This window comes from Brevibacterium aurantiacum, from assembly GCF_003932995.1.
Classification (GTDB): domain Bacteria; phylum Actinomycetota; class Actinomycetes; order Actinomycetales; family Brevibacteriaceae; genus Brevibacterium; species Brevibacterium aurantiacum.
In genome coordinates this window covers 25,018-40,441 of record NZ_CP025333.1, presented here as the reverse complement: position 1 = coordinate 40,441, position 15,424 = coordinate 25,018, and the positions used below count along the sequence as shown (strand labels likewise).

Annotated in this window: 12 protein-coding genes; 7 read left to right on the top strand and 5 right to left on the bottom strand. The window is 63.9% G+C overall.

The genetic code is table 11. From position 1 onward, the window contains the following. Positions 1–302: 302 nt before the first annotated feature. On the bottom strand, positions 303–1,010 hold the full coding sequence (locus CXR25_RS00190) for a rhomboid family intramembrane serine protease (RefSeq protein WP_009884829.1): 708 nt from the start codon (positions 1,008–1,010) through the stop codon (positions 303–305). A gap of 73 nt (positions 1,011–1,083) precedes the next feature. Continuing rightward, the gene (locus CXR25_RS00185; RefSeq protein ID WP_009884828.1) at positions 1,084–1,623 is read right to left on the bottom strand and encodes a peptidylprolyl isomerase; all 540 of its coding nucleotides are present in this window, start codon (positions 1,621–1,623) and stop codon (positions 1,084–1,086) included. Between the two features lie 172 nt (positions 1,624–1,795). Between CXR25_RS00185 and CXR25_RS00180 the strand changes: the two genes are divergently transcribed. Beyond that, positions 1,796–2,644: a hypothetical protein gene (locus tag CXR25_RS00180; protein WP_180959194.1), complete on the top strand. Its 849-nt coding sequence runs from the start codon at positions 1,796–1,798 to the stop codon at positions 2,642–2,644. Positions 2,645–2,753: 109 nt separating this feature from the next. On the opposite strand, the gene CXR25_RS00175 is transcribed toward CXR25_RS00180, so the two are convergent. Beyond that, positions 2,754–4,025, bottom strand: a complete 1,272-nt coding sequence (locus CXR25_RS00175; protein WP_096146187.1) for an MFS transporter — start codon at positions 4,023–4,025, stop codon at positions 2,754–2,756. Then, positions 4,022–5,788, bottom strand: a complete 1,767-nt coding sequence (argS, locus tag CXR25_RS00170) for an arginine--tRNA ligase (protein ID WP_101598030.1) — start codon at positions 5,786–5,788, stop codon at positions 4,022–4,024. Before argS ends, CXR25_RS00175 begins: the two co-directional genes overlap by 4 nt. Positions 5,789–5,954: 166 nt before the next feature. Between argS and CXR25_RS00165 the strand changes: the two genes are divergently transcribed. After that, positions 5,955–9,251 (top strand): S41 family peptidase, encoded by a 3,297-nt coding sequence (locus CXR25_RS00165; protein ID WP_101598031.1) that lies wholly within the window; start codon positions 5,955–5,957, stop codon positions 9,249–9,251. Positions 9,252–9,345: 94 nt separating this feature from the next. Here CXR25_RS00165 and CXR25_RS00160 read toward each other — a convergent pair whose 3' ends face one another. Then, positions 9,346–9,927, bottom strand: a complete 582-nt coding sequence (locus CXR25_RS00160; RefSeq protein ID WP_240518423.1) for a hypothetical protein — start codon at positions 9,925–9,927, stop codon at positions 9,346–9,348. 285 nt (positions 9,928–10,212) lie between these two features. On the opposite strand from CXR25_RS00160, the gene CXR25_RS00155 reads away from it, so the two are divergent. The 5 genes from CXR25_RS00155 to CXR25_RS00135 all read left to right on the top strand — a co-directional run bounded on the left by CXR25_RS00155 (position 10,213) and on the right by CXR25_RS00135 (position 15,421). Further along, the gene (locus CXR25_RS00155; RefSeq protein ID WP_096160121.1) at positions 10,213–11,040 is read left to right on the top strand and encodes an enoyl-CoA hydratase-related protein; all 828 of its coding nucleotides are present in this window, start codon (positions 10,213–10,215) and stop codon (positions 11,038–11,040) included. Positions 11,041–11,067: 27 nt separating this feature from the next. After that, positions 11,068–12,213 carry an acyl-CoA dehydrogenase family protein gene (locus CXR25_RS00150; protein WP_096168395.1) on the top strand — a complete coding sequence of 382 codons (1,146 nt, stop codon included), beginning with the start codon at positions 11,068–11,070 and terminating at the stop codon, positions 12,211–12,213. A gap of 53 nt (positions 12,214–12,266) precedes the next feature. Then, positions 12,267–13,013, top strand: coding sequence for an SDR family NAD(P)-dependent oxidoreductase (locus CXR25_RS00145; RefSeq protein WP_096160123.1), 747 nt, complete (start codon positions 12,267–12,269; stop codon positions 13,011–13,013). 97 nt (positions 13,014–13,110) lie between these two features. Beyond that, positions 13,111–14,772 (top strand): AMP-binding protein, encoded by a 1,662-nt coding sequence (locus CXR25_RS00140; protein WP_096160124.1) that lies wholly within the window; start codon positions 13,111–13,113, stop codon positions 14,770–14,772. Then, positions 14,762–15,421 carry a TetR/AcrR family transcriptional regulator gene (locus CXR25_RS00135; RefSeq protein ID WP_096177550.1) on the top strand — a complete coding sequence of 220 codons (660 nt, stop codon included), beginning with the start codon at positions 14,762–14,764 and terminating at the stop codon, positions 15,419–15,421. Before CXR25_RS00140 ends, CXR25_RS00135 begins: the two co-directional genes overlap by 11 nt. Positions 15,422–15,424 lie beyond the last annotated feature (3 nt).

Below are 15,424 nucleotides of genomic sequence, written 5' to 3'. Positions count from 1 at the left end.
TGTCGAGGACCCGATATTGACGTTTCAATCGCCTCGTGATCGCCTCGTGATCGCCTCGCCATCGCCTTTGTCCACAGGGTCGAAGTTATACCCAAGCCGGGTGCGTCGCTTGTGCATAACTTATTTTGAGCTTGTGACCAGGGAAAATACACCTATGTAAGTTATCCACCATGTGGATAAAGGTTGTGGACAAGTAAATTCGAGCCCCGCAGGTGCCAATTTTCGACGGAAGTCTGATATAAGCCTGAGAGCCGCCTATCACCCGTGGTCGACACCGTGGATGCTGCGGCGCTCGGTGCCCATCACATCGCAGCAATCTGCCAAGCGTCGTTGATCCTCCAGGCCCCGGCGACAAGCATCGCCAGCAGCAGACCGACGGCTGTCAGCACGAACACCAGCGTCGACTGCTTCTTCGGTACGAGAAGAGCACCGCACCCGAGCACGAAGCCCGCAATGAGCCCGCCGAGGTGGGCCTGCCAAGACACTCCTGCGACGAGGAATCCGTATCCGAAGTTGAGTGCTACGAACAGCACGACGCCGGTGATGTTGCGATCCAGCTTCTGCGTCGGCACCAGCAGGACGCCGACGATGGCGAAGACCGCACCGGAGGCGCCGATGTTGTTCGTCACCCAATCCACCGTGAACGGCTTGGCGAGGACGAGGACCATGACTGATCCGCCCACCGTGCCGAGCAGATAGATGGTGAGGAACCTCCAGCGGCCCAAGGCACGCTCGATGAAGGATCCGAAGAAGAACAGGCCGATCATGTTGGCCAGGAGATGGAACGGCGAGGGCTGTTCGTGCACCAGCGCCACGCTCAGGACCCGCCAGGGCTGTTCGAGCACGAGTGCGGGAACGAAGCTGAGTCGATGGACCAAGTCCAGGCTGGGCAGCAGCTGGGCCAGGAAGACCACGCCGGTGAGGATCATGATGATGCTCGTGACAAGGGGTGGAGACACAGAAGGGGCCCGGCCGGTCTCCCGGGCCGAGCCCTCCTGCGGTGTGTCCATCACACCATGGTACTCAGTTCAGTGAGTCTCAGTACTCCGCACTCGAAGTCTGCTGCTCACCGGTGAAGCGGTCTCAGGCGCTGATCTCGACCGATTCGAGAACGACTGGCTCCACTGGCTTGTCCATGGCTGCGGTGCGAACGTTGTTGATCTCGTCGACAACCTTCTGTGAGGCTTCGTCGGCCACCTCGCCGAAGATGGTGTGCTTGCCGTTGAGCCATGGGGTCTCGGCGGTGGTGATGAAGAACTGCGACCCGTTGGTGCCGCGTCCCATCTGCTTGCCAGCGTTGGCCATGGCCAACAGGTACTTGCGGTCGAACTGGAGCTCCGGGTGGATCTCGTCGTCGAAGGTGTAGCCGGGTCCGCCGGTACCGGTGCCCAGCGGGCAGCCGCCCTGGATCATGAAGTCCGCGATGATGCGGTGGAAGTTGAGACCGTCGTAGAAGGGACGCTTGGTGGGTTCGCCGGTGGCGGGATCGGTGAACTCACGCTCACCTTTGGCCAGTTCCACGAAGTTGGCAACAGTCTTCGGCGCGTGATTGCCGAAGAGGCTGATGGTGATGTCACCGTGGTTGGTGTGCAGGACTGCTGTATGCGTAGAAGCTGTAGTCATAGGTCCATTCTTCCACGCCCTCACGGCTAATGCAGATTCCCGTGGCTCGGATTGCGGACTCTGTCAGCGTTTCTGCAGACAATTTCATGACGCCCTGGTGACCAGCGGCTTGCGCCTAGGCCGTAGACTGAGACTGATCAATTGACCCCGACAAAGAGGATTGGGAATGTTCATGTCGAAGAAGTCAGCTCGAGATCCGTTCACTTCGAAGCTCGATTCCGCGAAGAAGACGTCACTCCGAGTCCTGGCCGATGCCAGCGGGGCCGCAAGTCCAAAGCTCCGCGAAGCCGCTGACAAGGCACGCCCTCAGGTCGAGGCCCTTGCAGAGAAGGCACGCCCTCAGGTTGAAGCACTTGCCGATCGGGCCGAAGGTCTTGCCGTCAAGGCACGTCCGCAGGTCGAAGCATTCGCCGACAGGGCGAATGAGCAGGTTCACGCCTGGGCAGACAAGCTCGATGCCTACCGCCCCGAGGCCACAGAACGTGCCGGCAAGTTCGCGTCCAATGCCGCCAACTCGCTGGCCGCCGTCGAAACCCCTCAGCTGGTCGACGACCTCGCTGTGCGCCTGACCGGTGACAAGAAGGCAGTGAAGAAGGCCCGCAAGGCCCTGACGAACGCCGGCAAGCGGATTCAGAAGGACACCGCTCGCAAGTCCGGTGGTGGCAAGGCCGCAGTCGTGTGGACCCTGGTCATCGGCTCGGCAGCCGGAATCGGCTACTACGTCTGGAAGAAGGCGCAGCCGGTCGAGGACCCATGGTCGACGCCGCTGCCCAACAACCGTCCGCAGGATGCCCGTCCGGTGGGCTCGACCCCGGCTTCACGCCAGGGAACAGCACCCGAGGTATCGCAGACGGCAGTGCCTGAGTCGAAGACCGCCGCAGCGGCCACCACGACGGCACCGACCCCGAAGCCTGCAACCGAGGCCAAGGGAACCCAGGCAACGCCGGCCAGCGTCGTCAAGCCTGCAGAGGATTCGAAGTCAGCGGCCGAAACAGCCGAGGACAAGAACGCCAAGCACTGATCTGTTCTGACTAGCTGGTCAGCTGACCGGCGCAGACAGATCGAACGGCTCCCGTCGTCGAGGTGCTCACTGATTGAAGTGAGCGAACCTCGACGACGGGAGCCGTTCGTCATTCATCCAGAACTTCACGCCTCGTGGCCGGTCCGCCGCCCCGGAAACGCCCGGAGATCCGAACCGCCAGCAGACCGGTGATCGTGAACGCCAGAGTCGCGGCGAGGATGAGCAGGATCGGGGCCGTCCACCCATCGGTGACATTGCCCAGCCAGCCCGCGAACGGCGGAGCCAGGGTGGCTGCGAGGTAGCCGCCTCCCTGCACCCGGGCCGAAGCCGAAGCCGTCTCCCGGTCACTTCCGGCGGTACGGGCGATGATGGAGAAGATCGCGGTGAATCCGCCGCCCTGGGCGATTCCGCCGGTGATCGACCACAGCACGAACGAGCTGGGAGCCAGCAGCAGTCCGACAGGCAGCGAGAGCCACAGTGCGGCGATAATCGCCACCGGCACCCACGGTTTGGTGCGGGCCGCCAGCAGCGGCACTCCGAATGCGCCGAGGATGGCCGCGATCTGGAACAGCGAGGCGGTGCCACCCGAGGCTGTCGCGCTCAGCCCTCCGGTGTCTGCCAGGATCGACGGCAGCCACGTCGTGGTCGTGTAGTAGGCGATCGACTGTCCGCTGAAGGTGACCACGAGCAGTGCGATGATGGCGCGGAATTCGGGCGGGGCCTCCCGCCACGGGCGACGTTCCGGTGTGGGTGCGGGCGTCGGCGGCGTTTCGGCCGCGGCTGCGACGATCGCGTTGCGTCGGATCCGCAGCCGGATCGCGAACAGCCAGTAGGCGAGTCCGAGCACGGCCATGCCGCCCCAGATGGCCACGGCCCACCGCCATCCGACGGCTGCAGCCAAGGGACCGGTGCCGAGGAGGGTGATCATGGACCCGACATTCATGGTGGCCGAATACAGGCCGGTCACCATCGACACCTGGCTCCAGGGGACCTCGCGCCGGATGATCACCGGGACCGCGATATTGCCCAGAGTGATGGCGAAGCCGATGATTCCGGTGCCCACGAGCACGAGCCAGGGCGGCCCGAGCGAGCGCAGCACCGTTCCCAGCAGCACACCGGTGAGACAGGACAGCACGGCCGCCTCGGCGCCGAACCGGCCGATGGCTTTGCCCGCCACAGGCGTGACGAGGGCGAACAGCAGCACCGGCAGGCCCGTGAGGAGGCCCACCCCGGCCGCGCTCAGTCCCGTATCGTCCTGGATGTCGCCGAGGACGGCCGTCGGTGCGATGATCGGTGCCCGCAGGTTGATCGCCAGGACGACGATGCCCACGACCATCCACGGCAGCATCCGCCGGGCGACGGAGGGGTCAGGCTGGTTCACATGCGCTCGGGCACGCGGATGCCCAGGACTCCGAGTCCGGCTTCGAGCACCTCGAGGACGGTCTGGCTCAGGCGCAGCCGAGAATCGCGCACCTCGGCGGTTTCTGCGATGAGAACCGGGCACTGCTCATAAAACGATGTGAACGACTGGGCGAGGTCGAAGAGGTACGTGCACAGTCGGTGCGGCGCGGAACCGGCCACCACCTCGGCGACGACATCGGAGAACCCGAGAAGCGCCAGCCCCAGGTCACGTTCGGCAGCCTCGCCGAGGTGGATCGGCGCGGCCGTGAACGCATCCCCTTCCGCCTTGCGCAGGATCGATCGGATCCGTGCACCGGCGTACTGCAGGTAGGGGGCGGTGTTGCCGATGGGCACGAGCATGCGGTCGAGGTCGAAGGTGTAGCTGGTGTCGTGGGCGACGGAGAGGTCGGCGTACTTCACGGCTCCGATGCCCACGGTCTTGGCCACTAGGGCCTCCTCCTCAGCATCGAACTCGACGTTCGACTCCTGGAGGGTGGCCTTCGCGCGGGCGACAGCCTCGTCGAGGAGCTCGGCCAGACGCACCGGAGCTCCGCTGCGCGTACGCAGGATCTTGCCGTCGTCGCCGAGCACATTGCCGATCTTCACGTGCTCGAATTCGACGCCCTCGGGCAGCCAGCCGGCGGCCCGAGCGATGGAGAAGACCATCTCGAAGTGCATAGCCTGCGGGGTGCCGACGACATAGAGGACACGGTCGGCATTGAGGTTGCGCACGCGGTGGCGAACAGCCGCGAGGTCCGTCGTGGCGTAGCCGTAGCCGCCGTCGGACTTGCGGATGATGAGCGGCAGCGGTTCGCCCTCACGGCCGGTGAAGCCTTCGGGGAAGACACACAGGGCGCCGTCGCTGATGCGCGCCAGGCCCGCGTCCTCGAGTTCCTGGCAGACCGCGGCGAGATCGTCGTTGTAGATGCTCTCACCTGCGAGGTCGTCATCGGTCAGGGTGACGTCGAGGAGTGAGTAGATGTGGTTGAAGTAGGTCTTGGAGAAACCGACGAGCCGCTCCCACAGTTCAAGGGTCTGCTTGTCACCGCCCTGCAGTTCGACCACCCGGGCGCGGGCGCGGGTGGCGAAGGCCTCGTCGCTGTCGAACTTCGCACGCGCTGCCTGGTAGAAGGCGTTCGGGTTGGCCGAGATGTCCTGGGCCGTCTCGGATTCGATGCCGACGTCGAGGAGGTGTTCGATGAGCATGCCGAACGGAGTGCCCCAGTCGCCGATGTGGTTCTGGCGCACGACGGTGTTGCCGAGGAATTCGTGCGTGCGGGCGAGCGCATCGCCGACGACGGTGGTCCGCAGGTGACCGACGTGCATCTCCTTGGCGACGTTGGGTGCCGAGTAGTCGATGACGACGCGCTGACCGGCAGCGGCCGCACCCTCGGATGTCGCCCCCTCGGCTGTCGCAGGTGTCTCAGCCACAGCCTCGGCGGCGGTGCCCTGGTTGAGGGTCGATGCCAGGAAGTCGGAGGTGAAGGTGAGGTTGATGAAGCCGGGGCCCGAGATCTCGGGGGTCTCGCAGATGTCGGCGAGGTCCAGGTTGCCAACGATCGTGTTCGCGATGTCGCGCGGTTTGGACTTCAGCTCCTTGGCCAGGGGCAGAGCCACATTCGCCTGAAAATCAGCGAACTGGCTGCTCCTGATCACGGGGTCGCGTCGCTTGAAGTCCTCGCCGAAGGACTGTTCGAGGGCGAGTGCGAAACGATCGTTGAGAAGCGAAGTCAGAGATGGCATGACACCATTCTATTGGTCAGGGGCCGACCGCGCCGCATGGGCCGCGTCACCTCGCCGCACCGTGCCCGGGTGCCCGTGCCGACGAGGACTCGCCGAGCGTGCAAGTTGGCTGGGCATCCTCGTCCTTCACGGCTCCGTGTCCGTGCATGCTTGTAATGTGGGTCACGTGAATTCCAACACTTATCTCCGGTATCCGCACATCCACGGTGATCTCATCACCTTCGTTGCCGACGATGACGTGTGGCTCGTCGCCGCCGAGGGAGGGCGTGCTTGGCGTCTGACCTCGGATCATGCTCCCGCGCGCAGCCCGAGGTTCTCCCCTGATGGGTCCCGTATCGCTTATGTCTCACACCGCGACGGCCACCCTGAGCTCATGCTCGCCGAGGTGGCTTCCGGTTCTCTGCACCGGCTCACCTGGCAGGGGTCGACGGCGATGACGATGCTCGGTTGGGCCGACGATGAGCACGTCCTCATCGGTTCCAATGCCGGCGAGTTCGAGTCACGCAATCACGTCGTGAGGTCTGTGGGAATCGACGGCAGCGTCGAGCGCCTGTCCTGGGGTCGTGCCTCGGGAATGGCCCGCCATCACTCGTCGGTGACGGCACTGGCCACTCCCTACAGTCGTGAACCCGCGCACTGGAAGCGCTACCGAGGGGGAACCGCGCCCCGGCTCTGGCTTGATCGCAGCGCAGATGCCTCGGGCAGCGGAGTCCAGTGGCAGCGGCTGCTGCGTGAAGAAGAGGCGTCGCTGACCGACCCGCTGTGGGTCGGCGACTCACTGGTCATCACCTCTGACAAGGCCGCGAGCTTTCCCCATCATGCCAACGAACAGGCCAACCTCTGGATCTGGGACGGTCTGGCCACTCGCAGCGGTGGAGAGCCGGGTGAACCTCGACAGCTGACGTTCCAGACGGAGGCCGAAGGGTACGTGCGCAATGCGACGACCGACGGGACGCGCATCGTGTGGCACAGCCGCGGCGAGATCCGCATCCTCGACAGCCTCGATGCCGCCATCCGGACCCTTGCAGTCCAGCTTCCGGGCACCCAGGTGCAGCCGCTCAACCTCGACTCGAAGTCCAGGATCGGCGCCATCGCCCCAGATCACGAGGGCAATGCCTCCCTCATCGAATGGCGAGGAAAGACCTTCTGGTTGGCTCATCGTGAGGGCCCCGCACGAGCATTGTGCGCGGACTCTTCGATCCGCACACGCCTCCCGGTGGTGCTCGGACAGACCGGGCAGGCGGCCTACATCACCGATGTCGAAGGTGAGGATGCCATCGAAGTTCGCGCCACCTCGGCGACGGCGACGGAACGGCGAATCGGAGCCGGCGCTCTCGGACGGGTTCTGCACATGACCTCCGATCCGTCCGGGAAGACCTTGGCCACGATCTCCCACGACGGAAGCGTTCGTCTTGTCGAGGTCGGAAACGGCAAGACCAGATTGGTCGGGCGTTCCGGCTTCGGTGAGGCCAGATCGCCTGAGTTCTCGCCCGACGGGCGGTATCTCATCTGGTCACAGCCCACTCAGGGTGAGGAGCAGTTGGCGCAGCTCATGCTCGTCGACACCAAATCAGACCGTGAGGCGCTGGCGCTGACCAGTGGGAAGTACAACGACTACTCCCCCACGTTCTCCGCCGACGGCAAGTACATTGTGTTCCTGTCTGACCGGACCTTCGATCCTGCCTATAATCAGCACTCCTTCGATCTGTCGTTCAACGGTGTGACCAGGCCGTGGCTGCTGCCCTTGAGCGCCACTGAGCCGGCTCCGTTCGGACCGACCTCGAGCGGGTGGGCGATCAGCGAGCTGACCGATGAGGCCTCGAAGGCAGAGAAGACCAAGGCGGAGAAGTCCAAGGTCACCAGCGTCGAGCTGGATGTCGAGGGTGCCGAGGAGCGGATCCTCGCGCTCCCCGTCTCTGCTGGTGTCTTCCGGAAGCTTGAGTCGGCAGTCGGCGGTGTCCTGTGGATCCGTGCCGGGGAATCGGAGGACGGTGTGCTCGGCACCGACCTTGATGCCCCTCCGACGGAGTCGATCCAGTACTTCGACTTCGCCAAGCGCAAACTCGTCACCATCGTCGATAAGGCGGATGCCTATTGGGTGAGCGGGGACGGCAAGCTCATGGTTGTCTACGATGACGGCGATGTGACTGTGCGTCCGAGCAACCGCAAGGTCGAAGACGACGATGACGAGTGCGTCTCGGTGGATCTCTCTCGGCTGCGTTTCGAGCTCGACCTGCGTGCCGAGTGGCTGCAGATGTTCGAAGAGAACTCGCGGATCATGCGCGATCACTATTGGCGTGCAGACATGAACGGTGTGAACTGGGAGGGAGTCACCCTGCGGTGGCGCCGAGTCGCCGCGAGGGCACTGACCCATGATGATCTCGTCGATGTGCTGTGGGAGACGGTCGGGGAACTCAACACCTCTCATGCCTATGTCACTCCCTCGACTGGCTTGGGCAACCCGTCGAAGCGACTCGGCTTCCTCGGCGCCGACCTGGAACGGACACCGAACGGTTGGCAGATCGCACGAATTCTGCCTGGTGAGAGCAGTGAACCCGCGGCCAGGTCGCCATTGCGTCAGGCAGGTGTCGGGGCTCAGGAGGGCGACATCATCCTGGCTGTCGATGGTCAACGGGTCGATGAGGTACGCGGGCCTGCCGCCCACCTGCAGGGTGCCGGCAACAGGATCGTCGAACTCACACTGCGCCGTGGCCGCAAGGACCGCGTGGTCGCGATCGTGCCGCTGACCAGCGAGGAGAAGCTGCGGTACCAGGACTGGGTGCGATCGAGGCGAGAGTATGTGAGGTCGAAGTCCGAGGGACGCGTCGGCTATGTGCACGTCCCGGACATGATGCCCAACGGTTGGGCACAGCTGCATCGCGACCTCAGACAGGCGATGTCGGCCGACGGCGTCATCGTCGATGTCCGGTTCAACCGCGGCGGTCACACCAGCGCCCTGGTGGCCGAGCGCTTCGCCGATCGTGTCATCGCCTGGAACGCCGTGCGCAACTACGACGCCATGATCGCCGATCCCGAAGACGCACGCCGAGGGCCAGTGGCCTTCGTCGCCAATGAGTTCTCGGGCTCCGATGGTGACATCATCAATGCCCGTGCTCAGGCGAAGGGCTTGGGCCCCGTCATCGGTGTGCGCACCTGGGGCGGAGTCGTCGGCATCGATGGCCGCTACGACCTGGTCGACGGCACCGGTGTGACTCAGCCGCGCTACGCCTTCTGGCTTGAGGGCAAGGGCTGGGACGTGGAGAACTACGGTGTCGAGCCTGATATCGAGGTCGAGCATGATCCCTCACAGCTGTTCAGTGAGGACGATCTGCAGCTCGACCGCGCCATCGCCGAGGTGCTCTCCGGCCTGGAGAAGACCCCTGCGGCCACGCCCCCGGACTTCCCGGCCCCGCGCGTGCAAACATCCCCGAAGCCCCAGGCTCCAGGAGCTCCGTCGGAGTAGAGCCCGGGGTCAATCAGCCGGGTTCGAACTTGGGACCGGCGCATGGAGGGACTTTTGGTGTGCTTCTGGGCTCCGAGAGCACACTGAGAGTTCCTCAGCGACTTTCGAGCGGCACGAGCGCCCACAGGCCGAAGGCGAGGAGCACAAAACCGGGGATGATCCCGCCTAAGACGGGGATGAATTCGGGAGCACCGGCGAAGAAGGCGATGAAACCGGCGATGCCGCACGCCGTGACGACCGTGGCGAGAATGTGGAAGCGCCCGAGCTTGAAGACATAGCCGAGGGCGTAGAAGTGCGTTCCGACGACGAATGACACCCAGGCCACACCGAGTTCGGGATGACCCATACCGCTGAGCAGACGACTGCCCCCGAAGAGTGCGACTGCCTCGATCGCGACAATGATCCAGTAACTGCGCCCGAAGGGGCCGGTCGTGCGCAGCTGCGAGTCTGCAGTCTGCGCCCGAGGACGCTTCATCCGCCCCAACCCGCGAAGCGCGAGAAACGCGATAGCGGCGAAGGCTGCGATGCCCACGATGAGCACCAAGGCCCGACCCAGGGTTGAGAAGCCTGTGCTGTTGACAATGAGGAAGACGAGTCCGAAGGCTCCACCGATGAGCGAGCCGATCTCCGCGCCCGCGGCGGGCTGCGGTCTGGTGTGCACTGAGGGGGTCATCATCGTCCTGTCGGGAGTGTATGGGCACCACCTCTTCGGTGGTGGCTCGGTGGACCCTGATCCTGCTGCCGGGGCCCCGGACTCGGGTCTGTGCTCACATTCTTACACCTGAGACCATCTCATTCTCACACTTGAGGCCGCCTCTTACCGTCAACGCGCGGAACTTTCCTGCCGACTCGGGCCTTGACCTCACTAATGAATTGATGTTCACTAGTTGTGAACATAGATTCATTTCCCTCTGAGCGAAGACCCTTCGCCCCTAGAGAGAAGCCGATCGAGGAGGCAAAGATGCAAGGTACACACGAATCCGCGGCCACCACACCGGAGTTCGACGACATCCTCTACGAGGTCGAAGACTCCTTCGCGGTCATCACCATCAACCGTCCCGACTCGTTCAACTCCTTCCGCTCACAGACCGTCGACGAACTCATCGAGGCGCTGACACTGGCCTGGGGTGACAATCGCGTCCGCTCGATCATCCTCACCGGTTCGGGGCAGAAGGCGTTCTGCGCCGGCGGCGACGTCAAACAGAAGGCGAAGACCGGAGACTACGGTCCCAGCCGGTACGGCATGTTCCGCATCTCGGAGCTGCACAAGACCATGCGATCGGTGCCGAAGCCCATCATCGCCGCAGTCAACGGTGTAGCCATCGGCGGAGGCAACGTCCTCAACACCCTCTGCGACATCACGATCGCGGCCACGCATGCTCGCTTCGGACAGGCCGGGCCGAAGGTCGGATCCTTCGACGCCGGATATGGGACGGCCTTCCTTGCACGGGTCGTCGGCGAGAAGCGGGCTCGCGAGATGTGGTATTTCTGCGAGCTCATCGACGCCCAGAAGGCCGAGAACTGGGGACTGGCCAATGAAGTCGTCGAGGCCGAGGAACTCATGCCACGGGCCAAGGAACGGGCCCGAGCACTGGGACTCAAGGCACCCACAGCGCTGCGCTTCCTCAAGCAGTCGTTCAATGCCGACAGCGAGATGCAGACCGGGTTCACCAACCTGGCTATGAGCGCACTCGACCTCTACGCGCACTCACCGGAATCGCATGAGGGCGCGGCCGCCTTCGCCGAGAAGCGCGACCCGGACTTCAGCAGCTTCGACAATGCGTACTGAACCAGCCCACCAGAACAGAGGATCACAGTGGACTTCGCAATCACCCCAGAGACACAGGGACTGCTCGACACAGCAGCGACGTTCGAGGACCGCCTCATATCCGAGGCGCGTGACCGGGAGGCCGCTGGGTCGATCGGAGCCGAGCTGACCCAGGAGATGGGTCGCGCCGGACTCATCGCACCCGAACTCTCGACCCACCTCGGCGGGCAGGGCCAAACGAAGGTGAGCGCAGGACTGGTCACCGAGGCGATCGCTCGGGGCGATCTCAACGTGGCATATCTGCAGGTGGTGGGCTCGCTGATGGGTCAAGTCATCGCCCGCAATGCCAGCGCTGAAGTTGCCGAGCACTATTGCCGACTCATCACCTCGGGTGCCGAGACAGTGGCAATCGGGCTCTCGGAACCCGACGCCGGCTCCGATGCAGGCAATCCCCAGACCACCGCCACGCGCGATGGCGACGATTGGATCATCAACGGCACAAAGTCCATGTCACTGGCCATGACCTCGACGGCCACGGTCATCTTCGCCCGCACCGATCCTGATGCGAAGCGAGGCAAGGGCATCTCCGCCTTCCTCGTCGACCTCGATGCCCCCGGAGTGACCCTCACTGCGATCGCCGATATGGGGCAGGCCGCGGTGGCTCGCGGTTCCGTCGACTTCACCGATGTCAGGGTCCCGGGCAATCACCTCCTCGGCGCCGAAGGAACAGCATTCTCCCAGGTCATGCAGGGATTCGACTTCTCCCGTGCCCTCATCGGACTCCAGTGCACAGGCAGCGCCACCCGAGCGATCGAAGACACGTGGGGGTACGTGCGGGAACGCGAGGCTTTCGACCAGCCGCTGTCGAAGTTCCAAGGCGTCTCATTCCCCCTCGCGGAGGCGGAGACGAAGATGGCCGCCGCAAGGCTGCTGTGTCTGAATACGCTGTGGCTCGGCGACGAGGGTCTACCTCACACTTCGCAGGCGGCAATGTGCAAATGGTGGGCTCCACTCGAGTCCTATCACGCCATCCACCAGTGTCTTCTGCTCCACGGTCAGAACGGCTACAAACAGGACCGTGACGTGGAGAAACGCCTCCGCGACGTCCTGGGCATGCAGATCGGGGACGGAACCGCGCAGATCATGAAGCTCGTCATCGCCAGAGAATCAGCCGGACGCGCCTACGCCCCCTGAAACACCATCACAGCCACTCATCCGACCAAGACACCTTCCGAAAGGACCACATCATGTCTGCACTCGACAACCGCATCATCATCGTCACCGGCGCCGCCTCCGGAATCGGCAAGGGCATCGCGACCCGCCTGGCCGCAGACGGAGCCACCGTCGTCGTCGCCGACCTCGACGAGAAGAAGTCCCAGGAGACCGCCTCGGCGCTGGGCAACGGATCGATCGGCATCGCCGTCGATGTCACCGACCGGGCCAAGGTCGATGCCATGACCGCGCGAACGATCGAAGAATTCGGACGCATCGACGTCCTCGTCAACAACGCCGGCTGGGACAAGGTCGAACCCTTCATGGAATCGACTGCCGACACCTGGGACCGCGTCATCGCGATCAACTTGATCGGGACCCTCAACTGCACCCAGTCGGTCGCCAGTCACATGATCGCCGCTGAATCCGGTGCAATCATCAGCATCGGCTCCGACGCCGGTCGCGTCGGTTCCAGCGGTGAAGCCGTGTACTCCGCGGCCAAGGGCGGCATCATCTCGTTCACGAAGACCTTCGCCCGCGAGGTTGCCCGACACAACATCACCGCAAACTGCGTTTGCCCCGGCCCTGCCGACACCCCGCTGTTCGCGGAGATCTCGGCTGACAACCCGAAGCTGCGCACCGCGCTGGAGAAGGCGATTCCGATGCGTCGCCTCGCCCACCCCGACGATCTGGCCAACGCGGTCTCCTTCTTCGCCCAGCCCGAATCGGCCTACGTCACCGGTCAGACCCTGTCCGTCTCCGGCGGACTCACCATGGCCTGACCCACCCACCCCGTTCAGTCCCCACCCCGATCAACCGAACAGTCCACCCGCACGATCAGCAATCAACGGCACGCACACAGCGCAAAGGAGCCCTGACATGCCCACTCGATTCGACACGATCCTCACCGAATCCCTCATCGCGGACCACACCTCGACCGGTGCATGGAAGAACAGAACACTGCTCGACCACCTCGATCATTGGACGGCGGAGACTCCGAATGCGATAGCCTCACGTGACCCCTACGGGTCCCACACCTATCGGCAGCTGGCCGAGGACTCTCAGCGGTGCGCCCGCGCCCTGGTCGACCTCGGTGTGGAGCCCGGCGACGTTGTCGGCATCCAACTGCCCAATTGGTACGAGTGGCTGGTCATCCACCTCGGCGCGATCCGGGCAGGGGCTGTGAGCAACGGCCTCATCCCGATCTACCGCGACCGCGAAATCGGCTACATGGCGAAGAAATCGGGAGTGTCCGTGCTCTTCGTCCCGCACACGTTTCGGAAGTTCGACTACACGGAGATGGTCGACCGGCTGCGGGCCCAGCTCCCAGATCTGCGCCACACGGTCGTGCTCAGCACGCCTGGGGAAACCGACTTCGCCCCACGTGAGGGATTCGAACGGTGGTCGGACTTCCTCGGCCGCGGCAACAGCGCTTCCGCTGCCGGCGTCGATTGGGAAGCGCGTCGACCCGACCCCAACGACGTCGGTCTCATCCTCTTCACATCGGGAACCACCGGCGACCCGAAGGGCGTCATGCACACCCACAACTCCGTGCTGGCGGCTGCCCTGCCCTGGCCGGACCACCTAGGGCTTGGAGCCGGCTCGGTCATTCACATGGCCTCGACGTTCGGCCATCTCACCGGGTTCATGTACGGAGTGTGCCTGCCCCTGCTCATCGGCGGAACCGGGGTCTTCCAGGATGTCTGGAACGGTGAGGAGTTTGCCCGTCTCATCGACGAATTCAAGGTCGAACACACCTCGGGAGCCACACCGTTCCTCCACGACCTCATCGAGGTGGCGAAGACGACGAGCCATGACCTGTCCAGCCTCCGGCACTTCTGCTGCATGGGTGCACCGATCCCTCGTGTCATGATCCGCGAGTCGAAGGAACTGCTGCCCGAGCTCAACGTCTTCGGCGGCTGGGGTCAGACCGAGTGCGGCCTCGTCACCATGACCGCTCCCGGTGACTCAGAGGAGAAGGTCGCCAGCACGGACGGACGTGCCCTCGGCGACATGCAGCTGCGGGTCGTCGATCCTCTCGGCGAGCCGGTACCTGCAGGAAGTGAGGGAAAGGTCCAGGTCAAAGGCCCATTCCTGTTCGTCGGTTACCTGTTGGAGCCGAAGCTCACCGAAGGCGCGTTCGACGGGGACTGGCTGGACACCGGCGATATCGCCGAGATGGACGCCGAGGGCTTCATCAAGATCGGCGGACGCTCCAAGGACATCATCATTCGTGGTGGGGAGAATATTCCCGTCGCCTACGTCGAGAACATCCTCTACGAGCACCCGGCGATCACCCAGGTCGCTCTCGTCGCCGTGCCTCATCCGCGCCTGCAGGAGATCGCCTGTGCCGTGGTCTCCCTGCGCGAAGGAGAGTCCTTCACAATGGACGATCTGCGTGAATTCTTCGCCTCGAAGGGGGTCACGAAGCACTACTGGCCCGAGGTTCTTCAGATCCTCGACGAGTTCCCGCGCACTCCGAGCGGTAAGATTCAGAAGTTCAAACTGCGCGAGGAAGTGGTTGTGAAGCATGACAAGTGAGACCGAAGATCTCAATGCCATCGTTCGCGGTGCTCGAGCCGAGTTCCGTGAACGGCAGATCGTCGACGCCGCTATCGGCCTGATGCAGAAGAAGGGCGCGCATTCCGTGTCCATGCAGGCGATCGCGAAGTCGACCGGGGTCAGCGTCGGTCTGCTCTACAAGTACTTTTCGGACAAGGAGCAGATCGTCCTCGCCGCAATCACGCGGGTGCTCGAGGACTTCCGCATCCGCGTGCCGGCGGCCATTGAGAAGGCCGACGACCCCGTCGACCGCATCATCGCGGCCTTCACGGAGTTCTGCCAGGTCGTCGACGAGCATCGGCAGGCGGTTGTGCTGACCTACCAGGTCTCACGGTCACTCTCGCGTGACGGCCTCGAGTCCATCCAGACTCAGGAACTCGCAACCCTGCAGCCACTCATCGATGTCGTCTCCGAGGCAGCGGCACAAGACGATCTCCATAACGTCGATGCGAATACCCTCGGCCACGACCTCATGACGATGGCGCACATGTGGGCACTCAAGCACTGGTACTTCCAGCAGCGGGAGGTCAGTCTCGAGGAGTACATCGCCCAGCAGGTGCGTACGGTTGTCATGAACAACCTCAGCGAGAGCGCGCGGAAGCGAGTGGGTACGTCCGCAGTCCGGTGAGCG